The sequence below is a fragment of the Novosphingobium sp. ERN07 genome, from assembly GCF_012641335.1.
In the GTDB taxonomy this organism is placed as follows: Bacteria; Pseudomonadota; Alphaproteobacteria; order Sphingomonadales; family Sphingomonadaceae; genus Novosphingobium.
The window spans coordinates 21987-45164 of record NZ_JABAID010000010.1 but is presented as its reverse complement, the minus strand read 5'-3'; the positions used below and the strand labels follow the sequence as shown (position 1 = coordinate 45164).

Genomic DNA, 23178 nt, shown 5'->3' with positions numbered 1-23178 from the left:
AAATGATGGCACATCAATAGTCATATTCATATATCAAATCATCGCAGGGCAGGCAGCACGCATGATTTCGGACACAAATCCCCATATCACACGCGGCTATGTCAGCGTCGCATCCGCTTGCGGTGGCAGCAAGCTGGTGCATTATCGCTGCTGTGGCAGCGGCCCGGCAGTGGTTCTGCTGCACGATTCCCCCCGGTCTTCGCGGCTGCACGTGCCTTTGATGAAAGTGCTCGGCAGGCGGTTTCGTGTCTTTGCGCTGGATACGCCGGGCTATGGCAATTCCGATCCCATCGGGCTGGATAAACCGACGATTCCCGATTTTGCCCGTGCGCTGGGCGATGCGCTCGATGCACTGGGGCTGCGCCAAGCGCCGGTCTATGCCACGCATACCAGCGCCAAGATCGCGCTCGCCCTTGCTGCGCGTGGCGGAACGATGCCACTGTTGGTGCTTGATGGCTTGTCCATCCCCGATCAGCTTGCGTCCGACGATTTCATCGCCGCCTATATGCGCCCCTTCGCGCCAGAGCCGACGGGCGCTTTCCTCAGCGCGGAGTGGAGCCGCACGCGCGACATGCTGCGCTGGTTTCCGTGGTTCTCAACCCGCCCCGAACACCGCATCGCGATGGAACCACCCACGCCCGAATGGATGGAAGACTATGGCATAGACCTGTTCAGCGCCGGGCCGCACTATGCCGATGCCTACACCGCCGCCATGCGCTGGAACCCGCTGGACGATCTGCACAGCGTGCAAGTGCCCACCATCGTGGGCGCGCGGACCGACGATGTGCTCTATCCCCATCTGGACAAGGTGCCTTGCGCCGCCAACCCCGCGCTTTCGGTGGAAAGGCTGGGTACAGACCGCACAGCATGGGCGAACTGGATCGCGGAAAATCTGGCGACCGGCAGCAGCGATCCGGCACCCGCCCGCCCGGCATCAGACACCACGGCACGCGGCTATGTCGCATTCGCCCAGAGCCAGATCCATTGGCAGCGCTTTTCCGGCCCCTGCACAGGCGAACAGCGCCCTCTGATGATCCTGGCCGGGCCATCCACGCTGGAGGCCATGAACTGGGCCGAAGCCATGCGCGTGCATCGCCCGGTGATCGTGCCCGATCTGCCCGGCTTTGGTGATTCCGATCCGCTGCCCGATACGAGTGCCGCGGCCATTGCCGATGCACTGGCCGCACTGATCGGCAGGCTGGAGCCTGAGCCGTGCGATGTTCTTGCGATTGGCCTTGTCGCGCCCATCGGTGCGATGATGGCCGCGCGCCGACCCGGCCTGGTGGCAACTCTGACGGTGATTGGCGCACCACCTTTCGATGCTGCAACTGACGCAGTCCTGTTGCCACCAGTCGCTTTCGATGCGCTGGCCGGATCGCACCTGCACCAGTTCTGGCACATGCTGCGCGATGGCACGGTGCAATGGCCGTGGTATTCCGCCGCCCCGGATGCAGCCCGGCCCGCGCCCGACCTGCCCGATGCCAACGTGCTGCATGGCGCGCTCACCGGAATGCTCAAGCAGCGGACAACCTATGGGAGCGCCATTGCCGCAGGGCTGACCGTGCATGACGCTGCGCTGTGGCAATCGGTTCAGCCGCGCACTTTCGTGGCGGTGGGAGATGATCCTGCCACCGCACAAGCGGCAAAGTTGATAGACCTGCTGCCCGCCAGCACCGCGTTCATGCTGCCTAGTGACCGCAAAGCCGCCGCCGCTGCGCTGCACGCCACGCTTGTTCGTGCGGATCACGGCGCGCCGGAAAAGGCCGCATCTGAAAAGGTTTCGGCAGTTTGAACGCGATACCCTCCCCCGCCTGGCCGCGCCGGTCCTACGCATGGTATGTCCTGTCGCTGCTGACGCTGGCCTATGCGCTGGCGATCCTTGACCGCGTTTCCATCGCGCTGCTGATCGAACCGCTGAAGGTCGCGCTGGAAATCAACGATACGCAGTTCGGCCTGCTCCAAGGCATGGCGTTCAGCGTGGTCTACAGCGTGCTGGGCCTGCCGCTGGGCATGGCGTCAGACCGCAGGCGACGGGTGACACTGCTGTTCGGCGGGCTGATGCTGTGGAGCGCGGCCACCATCGGCTGCTCCTTCGCCAGCAATTTCCACGAACTGTTCATCGCGCGGATGCTGGTGGGCGTGGGCGAAGCGGCGCTGGTGCCGGTCGCCACATCATTGATCGCGGATTACTTTTCGCCCGACGTGCGTCCCAAGGCCTACGGTGTGTTCGTGACCGGCAGTTCGCTGGGCACGGCAGCGGCAATGGCGCTGGGGGGGCTGTTCCTCGATTGGGCAGAGCGGCTGATAACCGGAATGCCCGGCCTGTTCGGGGCGATGCAGCCTTGGCAGGTTGTGTTCGTGCTGTGCGGCGCGCCGGGGTTGGTTCTGGCACTCGTGCTGATCCTGACCGCGCGCGAACCTGCGCGGCAGGGCGGCAGCGTGGCCACCCAACCAATCAGCCTGCGCCCGGTGCTACGCCTGTTCATCGAACGGCCCGGTGCTTTTGGCCTGTTCATGCTGGGATCGGTGCTCAACCTCGTCTGTGTCTATGCCATCGTCGGCTGGTTTCCCGCGCTTTTCATCCGCGCGCATGGGTGGAGCGCGGCAGAAACCGGCAAGATTCTGGGCATGGTGGGTTTGCCAATCTCGGTCTTTGCCGCCGTGAACAGCGGCTGGGTCATGGCGTGGCTGAACCGGCGTGGCTATGCCGACGCTCCAGTTCTTTGCGCAATGGGCTGCGCGGCTTCGATGGTGGTGTTCGGCACGCTGGCTTGCCTTGCGCCCACCGGCAATCTGGCCCTGCTGGGCTATGCGCTCAACGCGCTGTTCCTGAACTGGAACACGTCGGCGGTCTATACCGGATTTGCCCAGATCACGCCCAATGCGCTGCGGGCGCAAGTCATGGCGTTGCAGACCATCGCATCGGGCCTGATCGCACTGACGGCGGGGAATTTCATCGTCGGCTTCCTGTCCGACACGGTGTTTACGCAGCCCAATGGCATTGCGTGGTCGCTCGGCAGCGTGTTCTTCTGCTGCGGCCTTGCCGCTTTCCTTATCCTGATGGCCAGCCGCCGCAGCTTCCGCGCCGCGACTGCCGCTCTTGATACAAAGGCCGCCTGATGCCTCTGAACGACGATCTGCACGCCCTGCTTGGCCCCGAAGGCCTTCTGACCGACACCGAAAGCCTGCGCCTGCACGGATCGGACCTGCTCGACGAAGGCGCGCCCTGCCTTGCGGTGGTCCGCCCAACCAGCGTCGATGCACTGGCCGAGGCGGTTCGCCTGATTGGCGCGGCGGGCATGCCGATGGCCCCGCGCGGCGGCGGGCTGACCTATGTTCGCGGCTATGTCGTGCCGGATCGCGGCTTTGTCGCTGTAGATCTTGCGCGGCTCAACCAGATCGTGTCGATCAGCGAAGAAGACATGGTGATCACGGTGGAAGCTGGCGTCACATGGCGGCAGATTCACGAAGCGCTGAAGCCGTTGGGCCTGCGCTTGCCGTTCTTCGGCACGTTTTCGGGCGCGCGCGCGACGGTGGGCGGCGGGCTTTCCAACGGGGCGCTGTTCCTTGGCACGGCGCGGCACGTTTCTGCTGCCGAAGCGGTGATAGGCATGGAAGTGGTGCTGGCTGATGGCACGCTGCTCCACACCGGACAACTGGCGGTTGAGCGTGCGCCAAAGCCGTTCATGCGCACCTTCGGGCCGGACCTGACCGGGCTTTTCGTACACGATGCTGGGGCTTTGGGCATCAAGGCCCGCGTGAGCCTGCGCCTGATCCGCGCGCCAAAGGCCAACGGCTACCTCTCGTTCGGGTTCAGCGATCAGGCCGCCGGGATTGCCGCGCTATGCGGAGTCGCCCGTTCCGACATTGCCGAAGACGCCTATCTGATGGACCCGGACAAGACGCGCATCGCCCTTGCCGCGCCCACCGATCTTGCGCGCGATGCCAAAGTGCTGGCGAAAGTCATCGGGCAGGAAGGCGGGCTGCTGAAAGGCCTGAAAGCGGGGGCGAAGCTGGCGCTGGCAGGGCGGTCTTTCATTGAGGACGGCTGCCATTCGCTCCACCTGGTGCTGGCTGGTCGCAGCGATGCGGCGGTAGCTGCCGACATGGCCGCCGCGCGGGACATCGCCGCACGGTTCGGCGGGTCCGAACTGCCCGATTCCATCCCACGCGCGGGCCGCGCAGACCTGTTCAATCCGATTTCGACGATGGTCGTCGGCCCGCAGGCCGACCGCTGGATCGCACTCAACGCCAAAGTGCCGCATAGCGAGGCGCTGCGCCTCACCAGCGCCATCGAGGCGCTGCTGGCCCGGCACAAGCCAGCGCTCGATGCAGCGGGCGTGATCGTATCGCGCCTGCTGACGGTGATGGGCACGCACGCTTTCAGCTATGAGCCGGTGATGAACTGGCGTGATAGCTGGCTGCCGCTGCACCACGATATTCTTCAAGGCGAAAACCGCCTGAGCGAACCGCCCGCCGCTCCTGATGCCCGCGCGCTTGTGATGCAGGTGCGTGCAGAGCTGATCGCGCTTTTTGCCGAACATGGCGCGGCGTCGAACCAGATTGGGCGGACTTATCCTTACGCCTCCGTTCTGCGCCCTGCGCCGCGCGCACTGCTGGAAGCGGTGAAGGCGGCAGTCGATCCCAAGGGGCTGATGAACCCCGGCGCGCTCGAACTTTCCTGACCATTTCAAAGGACCAGCATGGCCCGTCCGCATATCGAATTCGTCCACGCGCAGAACGTGGGCTGGACCTCTCGCGCCGATGGGGCAGAAGAAAAAGTGCTGAACGCCGATCCTCTGTCGGACGAGGCAACCATGATCGTGCACTATCCACCCGGCTATAGCGCCCCGGCCAATGCGCCCGATCACGGCGCGGAAGAGTTCTTCATGCTGGATGGGGCGATAGACATCGATGGCGAGGATCGCCGCGCCCATGCCTATGGCTTCCTGCCGCAAGGGTCCGGGCTTGGTGCGCGCCACACGGCGCAAGGCGCGGTGCTGCTGGTGTTCCGCCATGCCGCTGGCGATCCGAACGGTATGTTGGGCACTGCCGAAGCCATCGCGATCCACACCCCCGCCATGCCGTGGGATGTTTCGACTTATGACCCCAAACTGATCCACCTGCGCCTTGCCCGCAAGGTGCTGCGGCTTGGCCCCAACGATAGCGGGCGCACGTTCCTGCTGACCGGCATGGCGCATGGCGTTCCAGCAGAAGGCACTACCTTGCCGGCCGAAATGCACGATCACGCCGAAGAGATGTTCATGCTGCAAGGCGCGATGTGGGCGCCCGAAGGCCGCATGGGGGCAGGCGCTTATTTCTACCGCCCGCCCGGCATCCTGCACGGACCGCACGTTTCGGAATATGGCTTTCTGCAAATCATGCGGTCGCCGGGCGCGAATGCCGTCGTCACGCATTGGAGCGATGTGCACAAACCCCTGCCACTGGGTGCACCCTATCGCCCGGTCCTGCCCGAAGGCACGCCGCCCGAATGGGCGCGGGAATTGGCACCGCAAGCCATCTGGTGAGCAGAAAAAGTGCCCGCACCTTTCGATGCGGGCACCACCAACTTGCCAACCGGTGAATCGGCTCAGCGGTTCAGTTCAACCAGTTCGTACCACGTCTGCATGTAACCGCCGACGCCGCCCTGCACGAAGATCGAGTCGTCGTCCGCCGTCACCCACACCTGATAGGGGGGGTGCGCTTCGCCGCCGATGGAGATCATGCTGGCGTCTTCGTCCGAGAATTCATACTTGTAGCAATCGAAGGTGCCTGCAGGAACGGTCACCGTTTCCTCGCCCACGAAGGCAAGGTTGATTTCCGACTTCGCAATCAGCGGCGGAGTAGCGCCACGGTGATCCGGCGAAGGCAGGAAGCAGGGGAACTTGCGCTTGTGCGGTCCCTTGCTGCGATCCATCTTGCGCGTGATGTATGCGTCCGCCACGATGGGATGCGTGCCAAAACCATCGAACGGGCCATCAATTGCCATCGTCTGTGAAACGCGGCCAATGGACGGGCCATAGCTTTCGCATTCCACGGTGTCCTTGTTGATGATGAACAGGCCGGACCCCATGAATTCATCACCGATCACCAGACGCACGAAGCAGTCCATCGGGCGGTCGTTTTCATCAAGGCTGTACACGATATCGCGGTGAACGGTCGGTGCCGGTTCATCGATCTCGCACCGCGCGCGCAGGGTGCGCTTGCCATCGGTGTGGTGCGTCCAGGTGAATTCTTCGCGCCCGCGCTCTTCGCCTTCACGACCCGGTTTGCGCGAGGTGTAAAGAACCTTGCCGGTGATGGTCCGATGCTTCTGCAATGGAATTCTCCCTTACGTTATGGATCAAACGGGCGTTGCAATGCCCAGGAAACAGGCGATCAGCACGACAACCCACAGCACCATCACAGTCGGCTGGGTGATGGCGATGACCCCGGCAATGGCTTTGTCGCCTTCGGGCGTCGGACCATTTTCGCGCAGGGCGATGATCGCGGGGAACAGCGGCACCAGTTGGCGGCGCACCAGCAGACCGATGGAAATGCAAGTGGCCAGCGCCAGCAACTTGAGCGAGATGAACAGTGGCAGCGCAATTGCGCCTGCAAGGCCCGCCACACCGCTGCCAATCAACCCGGCCAGCACAACATAACGCACGGCAATGTCCACGCGCTTGTATCCCGCGCCCGCAGGACCGTGCTTCAGATGGACCGTCCACGCCAGCGCCAGCCATGCAAGGCCCAGCACCCAGACAAGGATCGCGGCAGAGCCGGGCAGATCGATCCAGCCCTTCGCCACGGCAAGGCCAAACCCAGTAGGGAACGCGAGGATCAGCGTGGTGCGCGGCGCCATATCGATATTGTTGAGGATTTTCAGCGCCATCATCCGTTCAGGTACAGACCGGGCCGGATCGATCATGAAGCGCGAGCTGTAAAACGCGCCCAGATCACCGCCCAGCCAGTAGATCGGGATCAGCAGGTGCAGCAGCGTCAGCAGCGAAAGACCGATGTCCATGATTCAGGCCTTACCGGCGAAGAAGCTGTCCATCGCCGCCTTGCGCGCGGTGCGGAACTCGGCGGCATCAAGGCGCGGCAGTTCAACGAACGCGCCATCGCCCAGCAGCTTTTCTAGCGCCACGCTGGAATCGTAGAGCGGATCGTTGATCGCGGCGGTCACCAGCGTCGGGCACCCGATCAAGCCCATGCGCTTGTCCGCAGGCCATTTGAATGCGGCGCGATAATTGAGGTGATAGGTCGTGCTGGCCTTCATCACTTCAACGATCCAAGCGTGGAGGTCAGCCGCACTTCCCAGCCCGCCATCGCGGCGGCCCGCACGGGTGCGGCGATACCACGGGAAGAACACATATTGATCGCGGCAGAACTGGAACAGGCGGGCCAGATAGGCCCCGTCCAGATCGGGTTCGAACGGGAAGGCATAAGTGGCCAGAATCTCTTCCAGCTCTTCGCCTTCCATCAGGCTGACGCCATCGAGAACCAGTGCGGACACACGGCTTGGCGCAAGGATCGCCAGTTCGGCAGCGATAGCAGCGCCAGTGTGCGAACCATAAACGCGCGCCTTTTGCAGGCCAACCGCATCCATGAACGCCAGCGTTGCGGCGGCGAGTTCGGGGATCGTCGGTTCCTGATCAGACAGCGCGTCGCTATCGCCATTGCCCGGTGTGTCGGGCGCAAAGACGCGCGCTTCAGCAGCAAAATCCTCAATCAACTTCACCTGCTGGCGCGAACTGCCGGGCGATGCGTGCAGGATCAGCAGCGGCTCGCCGCTGTCACCGGCATAGCGATAGTGCATCTGGCCGTGCGGCACGTCCACGAAGCCGCGCTTGATTGCAGGGGCCGCCATCAGATTTCTCCCCCTTCGACCACTTCCAGCAGCGCGCCTTCGGGCGTCACCAGCACACCGCTGCGCTTGCCGCTATAAACCGCCCCTTCGCGCACCACCGGTGCACTGGCCCAATGGCCTTCAAGCCGGTCGAAATCGGGATAGAGCATGGTGGTGATCGCAACGCCGGGCGGCAGCGCGCCTTCACGGCGCGGGCGTTCGGTTGCCGCATCTGGATACTGGTCCAGTTCAAGAAACACTTGGCCGCTCCCACGCGCCGTGGTCAGTTCGGTCTTCGCCGTTTCGGGCAGGCCGAATGCCTTTTCGATCATGGAATAGCGGATCGCCACCGGATCGATCATCGGCAGGCCCAACACGTCCTTCACCCACTGCGCGGTCTTGCGCAGGTCCGGGCAGGCCAGAACCATGATGAAAGGCCGGTCGATCAGCGACTTGGGTTCAGGCAGGCCGGTGCCCGGTCCCGGTTGCAGGATTTGCGTGAGGTAAACCGTTTCCTGATCAGCGCCGCGCACCTGCATCGGCTTTACCGTGGCAAATCCGTCCAACGGCTTGGGCGGGCCAATCACCTCAAACGGGCTTTGCAGCATCTTTTCGTTCACGGCTTCAACGTCGGTCACGCACAGCTCGATGGCGGCCCAGCCATAAGTGCGGATCGGCGCATATTCGGGTACTGGATCGCCTTCGACAAAGCGCAGGAACACGTCCTCGCCCGAAGCCGGTTGCAGCACGGCATAGCCGCGTCCTGCACTGGCCGGGGCATTCCATGCTGCGGCAAGATCGGCAGGCACTTCACCGCGTTCGACCGTGCGGTATTCCATCCAGCTTTCATACCGCGCGATGGCGTCATCCAGATCGCTGACAACGTGCGTTGCGCACTTCAATAAGGTCATGTCGATTCCCTGCTGATCCCGAACGCGGTGTCGAGATTATTTGATATAGATATAATACAAATGCAAGCGCTTATGACAGCACGCCGCTGGCGATCAGGCTGGCGATGGCGTCGTCTGCATTGGGCAGCGCTGCGACGGCAGCGACCAGCGCATCATGGCAGGCTTCAAGCCCTGCAAATTCCAGGCATCCCAAGGCTTTGGCCATATGCTGCGTTTCCGACAGGGGCCATTGCGGCGATCCCAATTGCGCGGTCACATCTTGCGTCAGCAGCCGGCCATCCACGGTGCGCACAACCGCGCGCGCAGGCACAAAAGCGGCCAGATCAGGATTACCATCGGCAACTACCGTGATCTTCGCGGCCAGCGCCAACACCTGCGGATCATCCAGCGATTCGCGGGTGAAATCGCCCAGCGTAACCTTGCCGCGCAGCAGGGTTACGGCGGCCAGATATTGCATACACAGCCGCGCATAGCCCGGCTCCATCCCCGCCTTGGCCGGACGCCCGACAAGCCGGTGGATCAACGGCGGCGCATGATATTCAAGGCTTTCCAAATCGGCAGCGGCAAGGCGCTGTTCGTCGCGCAATTGCTGCACCGCCACGATCCCGCCGTGTCCGGCGCGCCCGGTCGGGAACGGTTTCCAGCTTACCTCGGTAATGCGGTGGCCCTGCCCCAATCGCGCCAGCGCGGGGGCCAGCGCCTCACGCACTTCCATCAGCGGGAAATAACCGAACGGCCCGTCCAGCGGGCGCGTCACCCCCGGCATTCCGCCTCGTGCCAGATCGATGGCGACAAGGCTGTTGCGCGCAGCATTGGCCACCTGCACCGGCAGCGCGGGCTTGCCCTCCACATGCGCCTGCATCGTGCCCGAAACCAGCGCAAGCGCATGGCCGAACGCATCCAGCGCCATATCACGCGGCATTGCGCGAAGGCTGGCGATCGCCGCCACGCAACCGAATATACCCGCCGTTGCCGGGCGGAAGAACTTCAGCGCATCGGGCGCGGCAATGCCCAGTGTCACCGCAACGTCCACGCCCGCCACGATGGCGGTCAGGAACTGCTGCCCCGTTACCGGCTCGCCCCGCTGCGCCTCGGCCAGCAAAGCCGCCAGCACGGTCGCCATCGGGTGCAGCACGGCAGGTTCATGCACACAGTCATATTCCTGCCCGTGAATCTGGAAGCCGTTGATGAACGCGGCAGACGGCGCGGGCAGGCGCACATCGGGCCTGCCCAGCACCGATGCCACATCGCCCGCACCCCAGCCCTGCACCATCCCCAGCACGGCGTCAGCGTGGGCGGCATTGCGCCCCGCCACACCCACGGCCAGCGAATCGTGCAGGAACGTCTTGGCCCGCGCCTTCGTCTCATCGGGCAGATCGTCCCAGCGCAGCGATAGCGCGTGGTCGATCAGCACATGCGCCGGGTTTGCCCCATCCGTCATGTCAGTGCGGCTCCTCGCCGCCAGACACGTTCATGCTTTCACCGGTGATATAAGATGCCTCTGCCGAACACAGGAACGCCACGGCATTGGCAGTATCTTCCGGCAGGCCGGGGCGGCCCAACGGAATGCGCGCGGCCATGTTCTTGAGATACTGCTCAACACTGATGCCCTGCACGGCGGCAAAGTGTTCATTCTGCCATTTGCCAAGGCCGGTGGTCACGTGGTTGGGGCACACGTTGTTCACCGTGATGCCATGCGCGCCCAACTCGATCGAGGCAGAGCGCACCAGCCCGACGAGCCCATGCTTTGACGCGGTATAGGCCTGCGCGTGCATGAAGCCCGACTTTGCGGCCTGGCTGGCGATGTTGACGATGCGCCCGCCCTTACCCTGTTCGATCATCACTTCGGCAGCCGCCTGAAGCCCGAACCACGCGCCGGTCAGATTCACGTCGATCACCGCGCGCCAATCGTCGGCGGAAACTTCGCCCAGCGGCTTCATGATATAGCCGATGCCTGCGTTGTTCACCCAGATATCCAGCGATCCATGTGTGGCAACCGCATGAGCCGCCAGCGCCCGCACCTGATCCGGGTCACGCACGTCGCACGAAAAGGTGGACGCCGCGCCGGGCATCGAATCGGCCACTTCGCGCATTTCCGCCTCGGCCCCGATCATCGCATCGGGCGTGGCCGAATCGCGCGATCCGCCGATGTCGGCGATGACCACGGCGGCGCCTTCTTCGCTCAGACGACGGGCGATTGCTTCGCCCAAGCCCTGCTTGCGGCCCGATCCGGTAATGACCGCTACTTTGCCGGCGAACTTCACGCCGTCACCTCTTCGCTGGTGATGAAGGTGACTTCGACCATGTTGTTGAATGCTGCGGCAACTTCCCCCATCGCGGCGGTAGAGACGTCCTTTTCGAACTGCGCCATGTCGGCAACATCCAGCACTTCGATATAGCCGAACGGCGGCTTGGCATCGCTGCCCATAACGCCGGTGCTGCGGAACACGCGGAAGCTGGCGATGGACGGCAGGGCGTTCACGGTGGGCAGATCGACGCTGCGCGCCCAGTCAAGGTAGTCCGCTTCCGAAACGCCGGGCTTCAGATTGAAAACTGCGAAAATATGCATGGGTCGGTCCTCGCTTTGCCGCCTGCCGGTCAATTGCTTCCATGAACCTTGCTTCTGGCGGAACGTCAATATAGTATATGAATATAACAAATGAGGAAGACCGTGAACGCTTCGCGAAATCCCCAGCCCCCCGCTGCAAACGATCCTAGCGCCGCCTATGATGGTCCCCCGGACTATCGCGTGATTGGCCGCCACGCGGTTTTCCCGGAAACCAGCCATGACGAGATCGAGCGGATCAACTTCCTCGCCCAGATGAACCGGCATCTCGCTTCGCGCGTGGTGCCCGGCGTGAAGGCCGCATACGATTCGCGCGTCGTGCCCGAATTTGAAGCGAGGCATGGCCGCCCGATGGCAGACCGCCACGAAGCGCGCCGCGCCCTGCTGGAAGACCCTGCGTTTCAAACATGGTCTGCCCTGCGCCGCATGACGATGGAACAGCGCCAGCAGGCGGGCCGGTGGAGCGCCCTGCGCCAACGCGAGCGGCTGAATGCCATTGCGGCGGACCTGACCGATGGCGATCCGCGCCTCAGCCTCGATCCGTCATTGCCGATCCCGCGCTATGTCTCGGCGGTGGATCACCACTGTATGCCGGGCAGCTATCACACCGAATATTTCCCCGGCGATGCGGTGAACGGCGCGAATTACGATCACGCAGGCTTCGTCACCACCGGCGGTTTGCTGGGCAAGTATTCCGATGGCGGCGGCCATGCCGTGGTCAAATGGGTCAAGCGCAATCTCCCCGATTTCCGCCCGCAGAAGATCCTCGAAATCGGCGGCACGGTGGGCCATTCTTCGCTGCCGCTGGCGCAGGCCTTCCCCGAAGCGGACATGACCATTGTCGATCTTGGCGCGCCCGTGCTGCGCTATGGCCTTGCCCGCGCCAAGTCACTGGGGGTGGACAACATCCGCTTCGTTCAGGCCAGCGGCGAAGACCTGTCGATGTACCCGGATGCCAGCTTTGACTGGATCCAGACCACGATGTTCCTGCACGAACTGTCGACCAAGGCCCTGCGCGCGATCTTTGCCGAAACGCGCCGGTTGCTGAAGCCGGGGGGCATCGTGCTGCATGTGGAACAGCCGCAATATGCGCCCGAAATGCCCCTGTTTGAACAGGCGATGCGCGATTGGGATGCGTTCTACAACAACGAACCCTTCTGGAGCCGGATGCACGAGATGGACCTCGACGCCGAGATGGTGGCCGCAGGGTTCGAACGCGACAAGCTGATCCACGGCGGTGTGACCGGCGTGGTGGACCGCGAACTCTTCCCCGATGCGGAAGAGGATGACACCGAAGACTATGGCCGCAAGGCCGCATGGCATGTGATCGGAGCCGTGGCATGAGCTTTGCCGACGCCCTCGCCGGAGCAGGCGCAAAGCCCGCTGGCAAGCGCCCCTACTTCCTCGAACCGCAAGTCGAGCGAGTTCTGGCCATCACGATGGCTATGGCGCAGGAACTGGCCGTTGCCCGCCAGCGCACCGATACGCTGGAACGCCTGCTGCTGGAAAAGGGCGTGCTGACACCGGGCGAGATCGATGCTTTCGTGCCTGATCGCGCCGCTTCGGCAGAGCGCCAGATGTGGAATCAGGAATTCATCGCCCGCATCCTGCGCATCGTGCAGCAGGAAAACGAAGCGGCGATGGGCGGCGGTGTCGATGTCGCTTCAGGCGAAGTTGGCGAAGAATTGGCCAGCGACGCATGATCCCCGCCTTCGAATATACGATCCCGGTTCTGGTGATCGGCGGCGGGGCCTGTGGTTGCATCGCTGCGCTTTCCGCCCATGATGCAGGCGCGCAAGTGCTGTTGGTGGAGCAGGACGAACGCCCAATGGGCAGCACCGGCATGAGCCAGGGCCTGATCTGCGCCGCCGGGACCAAGGCGCAGGCCGCGCTGGGCATCGAAGACAGCGCGGACCGCTATTTCGAAGATATCATGGCCAAGACCAAGGGGCTAACGGACCCGGTTCTGGCGCGCGCCATTGCCGATCATGCCGGGCCGACGATAGATTGGATGGTCGAAGCACACGATCTGCCGTGGGAACTGGATACCGGCTTCCGCCCGGTCTATGGCAATTCCACATTCCGCGTACATGGCTGGCGCGGGCATGGCGGGCAGGACATGGTGGACCTGCTCCACGCCCGCATGGCCGATGCCGGCATTGACGTGCTGCTGGGTGCGAAGCTGGTCGAAGTCCATGCCGATGAGACTGGCCGCATCCACGGCGTTACGCTGCAACGCCCCGATGGCGCGCAAGAACTGGTCGGCTGCGAAACGCTGATCCTTGCCTGCGGGGGCTTTGCCGCCAATCACGCTATGGTCGCGCAGCACATGCCCGATGTGGCCCACGCGCGGAACAATGGCCACGAAGGCAGCCAAGGCACAGGCATCTTTGTCGGCCAGCAGCTTGGCGCGGGCCTCGGCGATATGAGCGCCTATCAGGGATACGCCATGCTGACCGAACCGCACGGTATTCCGGTGCCTCCGGGCGTGCCGGTCGAAGGCGGCGTGCTGGTAAACATCGAAGGCAACCGCTTCACCAACGAGGTCGAGGATATCGCCGGGATGGTCCACCCCGTGCTGGCCCAGCCCGGCGATCATGTGTGGGTGGTGTTCGATCAGCGCATCGAAGCTGTCACCGATTACATCCCCGAAATGCAGCAACTCATCGCGCTGAACGCCGCGAAAAAGGCCGATACGCCAGAGGAACTGGCCGCGCTGATCGGCGTGCCTGCCGATATGCTGGCGGCAACTTTGGCGCAGGCGCACACCGCGCAAGCCAGCGGCCAGCCCGATGCGCAGGGCCGTCTATGGGGCGATGACAAGCCACCGGTCGCGCCGTTGCGGGCGGTAAAGGTCGTCGGCGCGATCTTCCACACGCAGGGCGGGCTTCAGATCGATGGGACCGCGCGCGTGCTCCGCGAAGATGGTAAGCCCCTGCCCAATCTGTTTGCTGGCGGCGGCGCGGCGCGGTCTGTCTCAGGCCCGGCGCATTGGGGCTATCTGCCCGCAATGGGCCTTGCCACGGCCGTCACCTTCGGCCGCCTTGCCGGGCTTAACGCCGCCGCACTGGCGCAGCACGCGGTTGACGCATGATGATCCGTCCGACGTGCGGATAGGTAAATTGCCCATTTGCACGCCGGAACTTTATTTGACATATAAATATAACAATTAACCGACGCACTCCTGAATCGGCCCAGAGACTCAGCAACTGCGCGGCAAAGCGGAAGATCGAAATGTCTGACAGCATGACCCTTGCCAAGATCGCCACTGCCCCTGCCGACCTGCGCGCCCGTCTGGAAGCCATCGTCGGCGCGGATCACGTCACCTCCGATGAAGCGACGTTGCGCCTGTTCAGCGAAGACATCTGGGCGCGTGGCGATCATGTCGTCATGCTCTCGGTCGCGCCTGCCAACACGGCGGAACTGTCCGCTGTCGTCACCGCCGCCAACGATGCGGGCGTAGACATCGCGCCGCGCGGTGCGGGGATGAGCTACACCAGCAGCTATACGCCTGCCACCGACACCACGATCACGCTCGACATGCGCCGCATGGACCGCGTGCTGCGCGTCAGCCCCGAGGACATGACGGTGACGGTCGAAGCGGGCTGCACCTGGTTGGCGCTGAACGAAGCGTTGAAACCCCACGGCCTTCGCACCCCGTTCTGGGGGCCGATGTCGGGCATCTATTCCACCATCGGCGGCGGTTTGTCGCAGCTTAATGCCATGTTCGGTGCAGGCCACTATGGCACGTCGAGCGAGAGCGTTGTCGCCATCACGATGGTCCTTGCCGATGGCCGCACCCTGCGCACCGGCGCGCGCGGCCCCGATGGCGATACCCCGCATTATCGCCACTATGGCCCCGATCTGGCAGGCCTGTTCATGGGCGATTCCGGCACGCTGGGCATCAAGGCCGAAGTGACGCTACGCCTGATCCGCACGCCGGGCTTTGAAGATTCCGTCTCGTTCTCGTTCAAGACGGGCGAAATCATGCTGCAGGCTCTGGCCGAAATGACCCGCGCGGGCATCGCTTCGGAAACCTGCGGGTTTGACCCCGGCCTGACGAAAGTGCGCATGAAGCGCATGTCGATGGCCAGCGACGTGAAGACGCTGGGCAAAGTCATCGCCAAGGAAAAGTCCATCGGCAAGGGGCTGCTCGCAGCTGCCAAGATCGCCATCGGTGGCCGCAACTTCATCCCCGAAGAAGAATACCCGCTGCACATCACCGCAGAGGGCCGCTGCAAGGAAGCGGTGGCGGCAGACATTGCCAAGGCGCGCGAAATTGCTGCCCGGTTTGAAGGCGCGGAGATTGAAAACTCCATCGCCAAGGTCATCCGCGCAATGCCCTTCCCCGCGCCGAACTCGATCCTTGGCCCCGAAGGCGAAAGCTGGGTGCCGGTTCACGGTCAGGCCTCGCTGTCCACCGCGCCCGCCATGTTTGCCGAAATCCGCGCCTATTTCGATTCGATGCAGGAAACGTTCGACAAGCACGGCATTTTCAACGGCTTCCTGTTCTCATCGCTGTCCACCACCGCGCTGGTGATCGAACCGGTGTTCTTCTGGCCCGAAGGCTATCGCCCGATTCATGAATCGATGGTGGAACCGGCACACCTCAAGAACCTGAAGCAGCTTGGCCCTAACCCGGATGCGACCGCCGTGGTCAACACCGCGCGCGAACAGGTAAAGGCCATCTGCAAGAAGTATGGCGCCGCCCACTTCCAGATCGGCCGCGCCTATACCGCCTATCGCGAAAGCCGCGACGAAGCGTTCAAGGACGTGCTTGATGCAGTGAAGGCCGTGGTCGATCCGCGCGGCATCTTCAACCCCGGTTGCCTTGGCTTCCCGATCCGCGATGGACGGAACTGATACGATGGGGGGGCAAACCTACCGCGCAATCCGGCTGGAAAGGATCGCACCGTCTTTCCGCGAAGGTGCGGATGTGGTCGAACTGCCAATCACAGAACCCGCACGCGGCGAAATCCGCGTGCGCAACCTGCACTGCGGCGTGAACGCCATCTTCGACACGCAGATCGCCCGCAATGCGGTGGATTACGTGAAGATCGCCATTCCCACGTTCACCGGCGTCGAAGCCATCGGCGTGGTCGAGGCGGTGGGCGAAGGCGTGACCGGCTATGCCGTGGGCGATGCCGCTGTCACCGTGCGCTTCACCGGCGGCTATCGTGAGGCAAACACCGCCGCCATTGCCAACTTCGCACCCGCCCCCGCCGCCACGCGCGAATACCTCGCCCTCGCGTCCACCGGCGTTTCCGCGCTCGTCGCGCTGGAACAGATCGGTGATGCCCGGACGGGGGAAACCGTGGCCGTGTCCGCTGCCGCAGGCGGGCTGGGCCATCTGCTCGTGCAACTGGCCGTCCTCAAAGGCTGCCGCGTGATCGGCGTGGCAGGCGGCGCGGAAAAATGCGCGTTCGTTTCCTCGCTCGGCGCAGAACGGGTGATCGACTACCGCAGCGAAGATGTCGGCGCGGTGCTGGCAGCGGAGTATCCCGGCGGGATCGACGTTGCCATCGATACCGTCAGCGGCACGATCTTCGATGCGTTTCTTGCGAACATTGCCAACCACGGGCGGCTCGTCGTGGGCGGCGCGGCGGCAGACCTTGAAGGCAAACCCGAAGTGGTCACCGCCCCGCGCATCGCCCATTCGATCTACTACAAGGGCGCGTCGGTGCGTGGCTTCATGAATGGCCTGCTCACGCCCCATTGGGACGATGCCCGCAAGCGGCTGTTCCGGCTCTATCAGGATGGCAAGCTGCGCGTGACCTTCGACAGCCAGCGCAATGTGGGGCTGGAAGGCATCTACGACGGGATCGAACGGCTGCTTTCGGGCAAGTCGATGGGCAAGGTCGTGGTCGATATCGTGGATCAGGGGGAGTAAGCCCGTCGCCGGGGTGCCCCGCGCCCCGCGTCTGGCCGCATAGCCGATGACAATTTCACCCAAGACGCTTTTCGAAAAGATCTGGTATGCGCACCACGTCGGCCAAACCGCAGGCGGCGCGCACCTGATCGCAATTGACCGCGTGTTCCTGCACGAACGCACCGGAGCCGCCGCGCTGAAATCGCTGGCCGCCAGCGGCCGTCCGGTGCGCGACCCGGCGCGGGTATTTGCCGTGATGGACCACATCGTCGATACCCGCATCGGGCGCGGCGATGGCACCTTGATGCAGGGCGGCAGCGCCTTCATCACCGAAACCCGCGCCGCCGCCCACGAAGCAGGCATTACGCTGTTCGACGTGAACGACCCCGATCAGGGCATCACCCACGTCATCTCGCCCGAACTCGGCATTGTACTCCCCGGAGCCACGCTGGTCGCGCCCGATAGCCACACCTGCACCCAGGGCGCGCTGGGCGCGTTCGCATGGGGCATCGGTTCCAGCGAAGCCGAACATGCGATGGCCACCGGCGTCCTGCGGCTTGACCGGCCAAAGACCATGCGCGTGACTTTCACCGGCACGCTTGCCCCCGGCGTCACACCCAAGGATATGGCGTTGCACCTGCTGGCCACCCACGGCGCAGGCGGCGGCGCGGGCCATGTAGTGGAGTTTGCGGGAGAAGCTGTTTCGGCGCTCGACATCGAAGGCCGCATGACCTTGTGCAACATGGCCACCGAATTTTCGGCCATGACCGCCATCATCGCGCCCGATGAACAGACCTTCGCCTATCTCGTCGGTCGCCGCCACGCCCCCGCCGCTTTCAACGATCCCTATTGGGCCACACTGACAACAGACGACGGCGCAACCTTCGACTACGAAATCGTGATCGACGCAGCCACCATCGCCCCGATGGTAAGCTGGGGCACCAGCCCCGAACACTCGATGGCCATTACTGCCACCGTCCCCCAAGGGCCGGAACGCGCCCACGCCTATATCGGGCTGGACGCGGGCCAAAAGCTGGCAGGCACGCCCATCGACGCTGCCTTCATCGGATCGTGCACCAATGCCCGCCTGTCAGACCTGCGCCGCGCCGCCGATCTGCTGCGTGGCCGCCACATCGCGCCCACCATCCGCAAGGCGCTGGTCGTGCCCGGCAGCTCTGCCGTAAAGCGCGCGGCAGAGGCCGAAGGGCTGGACAAGGTGTTCACTGACGCCGGCTTCGAATGGCGCGCCAGCGGCTGTTCGCTGTGCTTCTTCGCAGGCGGCGAAAGCTTCACCGAAGGTGCCCGCACCATCAGCAGCACCAACCGCAATTTCGAAGGCCGCCAAGGCCCCGGCATCCGCACCCACATCGCCAGCCCGGAAACGGTCGCCGCCAGTGCGATTGCAGGCGCGATTGCCGATCCGCGAGATTTCGCACGATGACCCCGTTCACCACGCTCCACTCCACCGCCGTCCCGCTGCTGCGCGATAACGTCGATACCGATGCAATTATCCCCAGCCGCGAGATGAAGACCACCGGGCGCACCGGGCTGGCGGACGGCCTGTTCGCCCCGTGGCGTTATACCGATGTCGCCGCGCGCGTGCCCGATCCCGCTTTCCCGCTAAACCAGCCGGAGGCGAAGGGCGCGCAAATCCTGCTCGGCGGCGCAAACTTCGGCTGCGGGTCCAGCCGCGAACATGCCGTCTGGGCGCTGGCCGAATACGGAATCCGCTGCGTGATCGCGGAAAGCTTCGCCCCCATTTTCCGCGCCAACTGCATCCGCAACGATATTCTGCCGGTCACGCTGGACCGCGCTGCCGTGGAAAGCCTTGCCTGGCAGTCGCTGGACGTGGACCTCACCACGCAAACCGTGCGCTGCGGCAACCAGACCCACACCTTCACCATTGAGGACGAACCGCGCCTCATGCTGCTCGAAGGGCTGGACGCCATCGCGCTCACGCTCAAATCCCTCCCCGAAATCGACGCATGGACCGCCGCCGACCGCGCGCGCCGTCCGTGGATCTACGCCGGAAATCCCGCATGACCGAAATTCTCGTATCCGAAGTCGGCCCCCGCGACGGGCTGCAATCGATCAAGGCGATCATGCCGACCGAGGCCAAGAAGGCATGGATCGCCGCCGAAGCCGCCGCCGGCGTGCGTGAAATCGAAGTGGGCAGCTTCGTGCCATCCAGCCTCCTGCCGCAAATGGCCGACACCGCGGAACTCGTCGCCTTTGCCCGCACCCTGCCCGGCCTGAATGTCGTCGCGCTCGTCCCCAACGCCAAGGGTGCGGCCCGCGCGGTTGAGGCAGGCGTGCATGGCCTGTCCATCCCGTTTTCGATGTCCGAAACCCATTCGCTGCGCAACGTCCGCAAGGACCATCCCGCCATGTTGGCCGAGATTGCCGAAGTCGCCCGCATCGCGCGTGAAGCCGGCGCGCATTTTGCCGTGGGCCTTTCCACCGCGTTCGGCTGCACTATCGAAGGCGCGGTTTCCGAAGACGCGGTGGTCCGCCTCGCCGTCGCCTCGGCAGAAGCGGGCGCGCTGGAATTCAGCCTGTCCGATACCACCGGCTATGCCGACCCGGCGCAAGTCCGTCGCCTTGTGCGCAAGGTCAAGGCCGCTGTCGGCGCGGACAAGCTGACCACGCTGCATCTGCACAACACGCGCGGCCTCGGCCTCGCCAATGCGCTGGCCGGGCTGGAAGAGGGCATCACCACGCTCGATTCCTCGCTGGGGGGCCTTGGCGGCTGCCCTTATGCGCCGGGCGCTTCGGGCAATCTCGTCACCGAAGACCTCGTGCTCATGCTCAATGCGATGGGCCTCAAAACCGGCATCGATCTCGAAAAGCTGCTCGCCGTGCGGTCAATCCTTGTCGAAGCCCTGCCGGGAGAGCCGCTCTACGGCTTCACTCCCGATGCAGGCCCGATGATGGATTACGCTGAAAGGATTGCCCGTTGACCTCTTTGGAACAGCGCGAGGCCCAGAACAACGGCCCCACTCCGCTCGCTGGCATCCGCGTGATCGAATTTACCCACATGGTCATGGGACCGACCGTGGGCCACATCCTTGCAGGCCTTGGTGCCGAAGTGATCCGCGTCGAACCCATCGGCGGCGATTCCACGCGCCGCCTGCTGGGTTCCGGCTCCGGCTATTTCCCGATGTACAATCGCGGCAAACAATCGATCTGCCTCGATCTGAAATCGGCAGAAGGTCTTGCCGTCGCCCGCGATCTGGCCGCCAGCGCCGATGTGTTGGTCGAAAACTTCCGCCCCGGCGCGCTCGACCGGCTCGGCCTTTCGTATGAAACGCTGTCGGACGCGAACCCCGGCCTCGTCTACTGCTCGGAAAAGGGCTTCCTCCCCGGCCCTTACGAACAGCGCACCGCACTGGATGAAGTGGCGCAGATGATGGGCGGCCTTGCCTATATGACCGGCCCGCCGGGTCGCCCCTTGCGCGCAGGCTCCAGCGTGGTTGACGTGACCGGCGGCATGTTCGGCGTGATCGGCATCCTTGCCGCGCTGCAGGAACGCCACCGCACCGGCAAGGGCCAGAAGGTCGTCGCCAGCCTGTTCGAAACCACGATCTACCTTGTCGGGCAGCACATGGCGCAGTTCGCCGTCACCGGCAAAGCCGCTGCCCCGATGCCCGCGCGCATTTCCGCATGGGCCATCTACGATGTGTTCGAAACGGCGGACGAACCGGTCTTCATCGGCGTGGTCAGCGACACCTTGTGGGAAAAGTTCTGCGCGCTGTTCGGCCTTGATGACCTCTGGGCCGAAGAAAACCTGCGCACCAATAACGCCCGCGTTCTGGCGCGTGACCGCATCATGCCGCAAGTCCGCGCGCTGATGGCCACGATGACCCGCGATCAGATCGTGGCAAAGCTTGAAGGCACCGGCCTGCCCTTTGCCCCTATCGGCCGCCCCGAAGACATGTTCGACGATCCGCAACTGGCGGAAGGCGGGCTGGAAGACGTAACCCTCGACAATGGCAAGGAAACCCGCCTGCCGACCATTCCGCTGGAAATGGGTGGCAAGCGGCCCGGCGCTCCGGTCACTCTGCCCAAGCCGGGTGCAGACGCGCACGCCATCCTGCAAAAACTGGGCTATCCCGCTGAACGCATTGCCGATCTTATCGGACAGGGCGCGGTGGAGACGGCCTGATACAATAGAAAACGTGGGGATAAGCCGATGACCGATTTCGACACCAGCGACGAGAACTTCCTGCTCAGCCGCCGCACAATGTTGACAGGGGCAGGCCTGACCGGCGCGGCCATCGCAGGGTCCAGCCTGCTGGGCGCATCCCCTGCCTTTGCTGCAGAACTCGCCCGCGAGGAAGGCATACCCACAGACCCCGCAGCCCGCGTCGCTATGATCCGGCGTATGCGCCTGCGCACCGATCCGGGCATCGTCTACTGGTGGTTCCGCGGCCGCAACTATGCGCAGCAGGGGGCGAAGCTGACCCCGCTGTGCGAACTTGTCTTCGGCGCAGTGATGAAGGTCAATCCGCTGGCCGACGGCAGCATGGAACTGACCTCCTACGAACTCGGCTTCCGCACGGCGCCGGGCACCAGCGAGCGCTCGGATCAACTCCGCAATCCACTGACCGGCGAGATGGTGGACGTTCCGTTTGTGCCGGTCGGACCAACCACGGTGCGCTACAGTGCCGCAAACGACCTAATCTTCGACGGCAAGATCGGCAACACCACCTTCAAGGCCGAACACGTGCCCGAACTGTTCTATCACATGGGCGATCAGATCACCTTCCAGCAGCACACCGCCGCAGACACCGAAACACCGGGCCTGCCTGCGCGCCGCCTGAATGACATGACGATGATCACCAGCCCCGCCAAGGAAGCGCTCGACCCGCGCGTCCACTGTGCCAGCGCCACGGGATATGGCACCGACCTTTCCGACTACGCCCGCTGGTGGAAGATGCCTGCCGGCATGGGCACGCAATGCCTGCGCAGCGTTGGCCGCAAGGAAACCAGCTATGCCGCTATGCCAAAGGACTGGGTGGCCATGCTCGCCCGCGTAAACCCCGAAGGCGCACGCGATCCTGCGAAGCTGCTGACGCTGAAACAGGAAGAATACCGCAATTGATCCGGGGAATAGGCCTCGTGCTTGCCGCTGGCCTCCTTCTGGGGGCCAGTGAAGGGGACGACCCGCTGACCCGTCCGATCACAGGCACGGATGCCCCCCGCTGGCTTCAGCCGCAAGGCCCTGCACAGGTATCAGACAACACATGGTACATCGGCACGCGCCGCATCCGGCAGGCCGTGATCGACACTGGCGCAGGACTGGTGCTGATCGACGCAGGCCTGCCGGAAAGCTTCGCCACCACAACCGCCCACTTCGCAGCGCTATGGCTTGACCTGCGCAAGGTCCGCCTGATCCTCGTCACCGAAGCGCATTACGATCATGCAGGAGGCGCGGCCGCTTTGGTCCGTGCCAGTGGCGCGCGCGTCGGCGCCTCACGCTGGACCGCCGCCGCCATGCGCCGGGGCATAAGTGGCGCAGATGATCCTCAAAGCTCCTCCCTCATCGCCTATCCGCGCCAAGCGAAGGTGCGCGAACTGAGCGACGGGCAACGCATCCGCATGGGCACCACCACCATCATCGCCCACGCCATGCCGGGACATACGCCGGGCAGCATGGGCTATTCATGGCAAAGCTGCGATGCTGGGCGTTGCCGCACGGTCTTTTTCGCCGCGAGCCTCAATCCGCTGGCCACCGGCAGCTATACCTATCGCGCCAACCCCGCGCTGGTGGCCGGAATGCGCGGCACGCTGGCAAGGCTCGATACCGCCCCTTGCGATATCCTGCTGACCGGCCACCCCGAACACTCTGGTGCGGACGACCGCCTGACCGCCGCACTGGAAGGAAAGGCCGACGCCTTCGCCTCACCCGGAGCCTGCGCTGCGCTATCCCACAAATACGGCGCGCTGCTGGACAGCCAACTCCCCTGAAGCCCAATGCAAAAAGGGCGGCCCAACCGGA

The 23178-nt window shown here is 64.1% G+C and carries 22 protein-coding genes; 15 read left to right on the top strand and 7 right to left on the bottom strand.

What is annotated here, in order from left to right:
* Positions 1-61 precede the first annotated feature (61 nt).
* From HGI47_RS13975 to HGI47_RS13960, 4 genes are read left to right on the top strand one after another with little or no spacing between them, the layout of a single operon-like run.
* A complete protein-coding gene (locus tag HGI47_RS13975; RefSeq protein ID WP_168853382.1) occupies positions 62-1792 on the top strand; it encodes an alpha/beta fold hydrolase in 1731 nt (576 codons plus the stop codon).
* Positions 1789-3120 carry an MFS transporter gene (locus tag HGI47_RS13970; RefSeq protein WP_168853381.1) on the top strand — a complete coding sequence of 444 codons (1332 nt, stop codon included), beginning with the start codon at positions 1789-1791 and terminating at the stop codon, positions 3118-3120. The genes HGI47_RS13975 and HGI47_RS13970 overlap by 4 nt, the downstream gene beginning before the upstream one ends.
* Positions 3120-4685 (top strand): FAD-binding oxidoreductase, encoded by a 1566-nt coding sequence (locus tag HGI47_RS13965; protein WP_168853380.1) that lies wholly within the window; start codon positions 3120-3122, stop codon positions 4683-4685. Before HGI47_RS13970 ends, HGI47_RS13965 begins: the two co-directional genes overlap by 1 nt.
* 18 nt (positions 4686-4703) lie before the next feature.
* Positions 4704-5528 carry a cupin domain-containing protein gene (locus HGI47_RS13960; protein WP_168853379.1) on the top strand — a complete coding sequence of 275 codons (825 nt, stop codon included), beginning with the start codon at positions 4704-4706 and terminating at the stop codon, positions 5526-5528.
* Between the two features lie 62 nt (positions 5529-5590).
* On the opposite strand, the gene HGI47_RS13955 is transcribed toward HGI47_RS13960, so the two are convergent.
* From HGI47_RS13955 to HGI47_RS13925, 7 genes are all read right to left on the bottom strand, one after another.
* A complete protein-coding gene (locus HGI47_RS13955; RefSeq protein ID WP_168853378.1) occupies positions 5591-6319 on the bottom strand; it encodes a DUF3108 domain-containing protein in 729 nt (242 codons plus the stop codon).
* A gap of 24 nt (positions 6320-6343) precedes the next feature.
* Entirely contained in the window at positions 6344-7006 is a 663-nt protein-coding gene (locus HGI47_RS13950; RefSeq protein ID WP_168853377.1) for a hypothetical protein, read from the bottom strand.
* 3 nt (positions 7007-7009) lie between these two features.
* Complete coding sequence (locus HGI47_RS13945; RefSeq protein WP_168853376.1) at positions 7010-7852, bottom strand: alpha/beta fold hydrolase; 843 nt, start codon at positions 7850-7852, stop codon at positions 7010-7012.
* Positions 7852-8742: a VOC family protein gene (locus HGI47_RS13940; protein WP_168853375.1), complete on the bottom strand. Its 891-nt coding sequence runs from the start codon at positions 8740-8742 to the stop codon at positions 7852-7854. The genes HGI47_RS13945 and HGI47_RS13940 overlap by 1 nt, the downstream gene beginning before the upstream one ends.
* A 70-nt stretch (positions 8743-8812) precedes the next feature.
* Positions 8813-10183 (bottom strand): MmgE/PrpD family protein, encoded by a 1371-nt coding sequence (locus HGI47_RS13935; protein WP_168853374.1) that lies wholly within the window; start codon positions 10181-10183, stop codon positions 8813-8815.
* A 1-nt stretch (position 10184) separates the two neighbouring features.
* Positions 10185-11006, bottom strand: coding sequence for an SDR family NAD(P)-dependent oxidoreductase (locus tag HGI47_RS13930; protein WP_168853373.1), 822 nt, complete (start codon positions 11004-11006; stop codon positions 10185-10187).
* A complete protein-coding gene (locus HGI47_RS13925) occupies positions 11003-11311 on the bottom strand; it encodes an REDY-like protein HapK (protein WP_168853372.1) in 309 nt (102 codons plus the stop codon). The genes HGI47_RS13930 and HGI47_RS13925 overlap by 4 nt, the downstream gene beginning before the upstream one ends.
* Before the next feature lie 90 nt (positions 11312-11401).
* Here HGI47_RS13925 and HGI47_RS13920 point away from each other — a divergent pair, with 90 nt between their 5' ends.
* The 11 genes from HGI47_RS13920 (at position 11402) to HGI47_RS13870 (ending at position 23147) form a co-directional block, all read left to right on the top strand.
* Positions 11402-12652 (top strand): class I SAM-dependent methyltransferase, encoded by a 1251-nt coding sequence (locus HGI47_RS13920; RefSeq protein WP_168853371.1) that lies wholly within the window; start codon positions 11402-11404, stop codon positions 12650-12652.
* Positions 12649-13011 (top strand): nitrile hydratase subunit beta, encoded by a 363-nt coding sequence (locus tag HGI47_RS13915; protein ID WP_168853370.1) that lies wholly within the window; start codon positions 12649-12651, stop codon positions 13009-13011. Before HGI47_RS13920 ends, HGI47_RS13915 begins: the two co-directional genes overlap by 4 nt.
* Complete coding sequence (locus tag HGI47_RS13910; protein WP_168853369.1) at positions 13008-14402, top strand: FAD-dependent oxidoreductase; 1395 nt, start codon at positions 13008-13010, stop codon at positions 14400-14402. Before HGI47_RS13915 ends, HGI47_RS13910 begins: the two co-directional genes overlap by 4 nt.
* Before the next feature lie 140 nt (positions 14403-14542).
* Positions 14543-16171: an FAD-binding oxidoreductase gene (locus HGI47_RS13905; RefSeq protein ID WP_168853368.1), complete on the top strand. Its 1629-nt coding sequence runs from the start codon at positions 14543-14545 to the stop codon at positions 16169-16171.
* On the top strand, positions 16158-17198 hold the full coding sequence (locus tag HGI47_RS13900) for a zinc-binding dehydrogenase (RefSeq protein ID WP_240950193.1): 1041 nt from the start codon (positions 16158-16160) through the stop codon (positions 17196-17198). The genes HGI47_RS13905 and HGI47_RS13900 overlap by 14 nt, the downstream gene beginning before the upstream one ends.
* A gap of 46 nt (positions 17199-17244) precedes the next feature.
* Positions 17245-18618 (top strand): 3-isopropylmalate dehydratase large subunit, encoded by a 1374-nt coding sequence (locus tag HGI47_RS13895; protein WP_168853367.1) that lies wholly within the window; start codon positions 17245-17247, stop codon positions 18616-18618.
* Positions 18615-19220, top strand: a complete 606-nt coding sequence (gene leuD / locus HGI47_RS13890; protein WP_168853366.1) for a 3-isopropylmalate dehydratase small subunit — start codon at positions 18615-18617, stop codon at positions 19218-19220. Before HGI47_RS13895 ends, leuD begins: the two co-directional genes overlap by 4 nt.
* The gene (locus HGI47_RS13885; RefSeq protein WP_168853365.1) at positions 19217-20137 is read left to right on the top strand and encodes a hydroxymethylglutaryl-CoA lyase; all 921 of its coding nucleotides are present in this window, start codon (positions 19217-19219) and stop codon (positions 20135-20137) included. The genes leuD and HGI47_RS13885 overlap by 4 nt, the downstream gene beginning before the upstream one ends.
* Positions 20134-21342, top strand: coding sequence for a CaiB/BaiF CoA transferase family protein (locus HGI47_RS13880; RefSeq protein ID WP_370521725.1), 1209 nt, complete (start codon positions 20134-20136; stop codon positions 21340-21342). Before HGI47_RS13885 ends, HGI47_RS13880 begins: the two co-directional genes overlap by 4 nt.
* A gap of 27 nt (positions 21343-21369) precedes the next feature.
* Positions 21370-22281, top strand: a complete 912-nt coding sequence (locus tag HGI47_RS13875) for a DUF1838 family protein (RefSeq protein WP_168853364.1) — start codon at positions 21370-21372, stop codon at positions 22279-22281.
* A 17-nt stretch (positions 22282-22298) separates the two neighbouring features.
* On the top strand, positions 22299-23147 hold the full coding sequence (locus tag HGI47_RS13870; RefSeq protein ID WP_168853363.1) for an MBL fold metallo-hydrolase: 849 nt from the start codon (positions 22299-22301) through the stop codon (positions 23145-23147).
* Positions 23148-23178 lie beyond the last annotated feature (31 nt).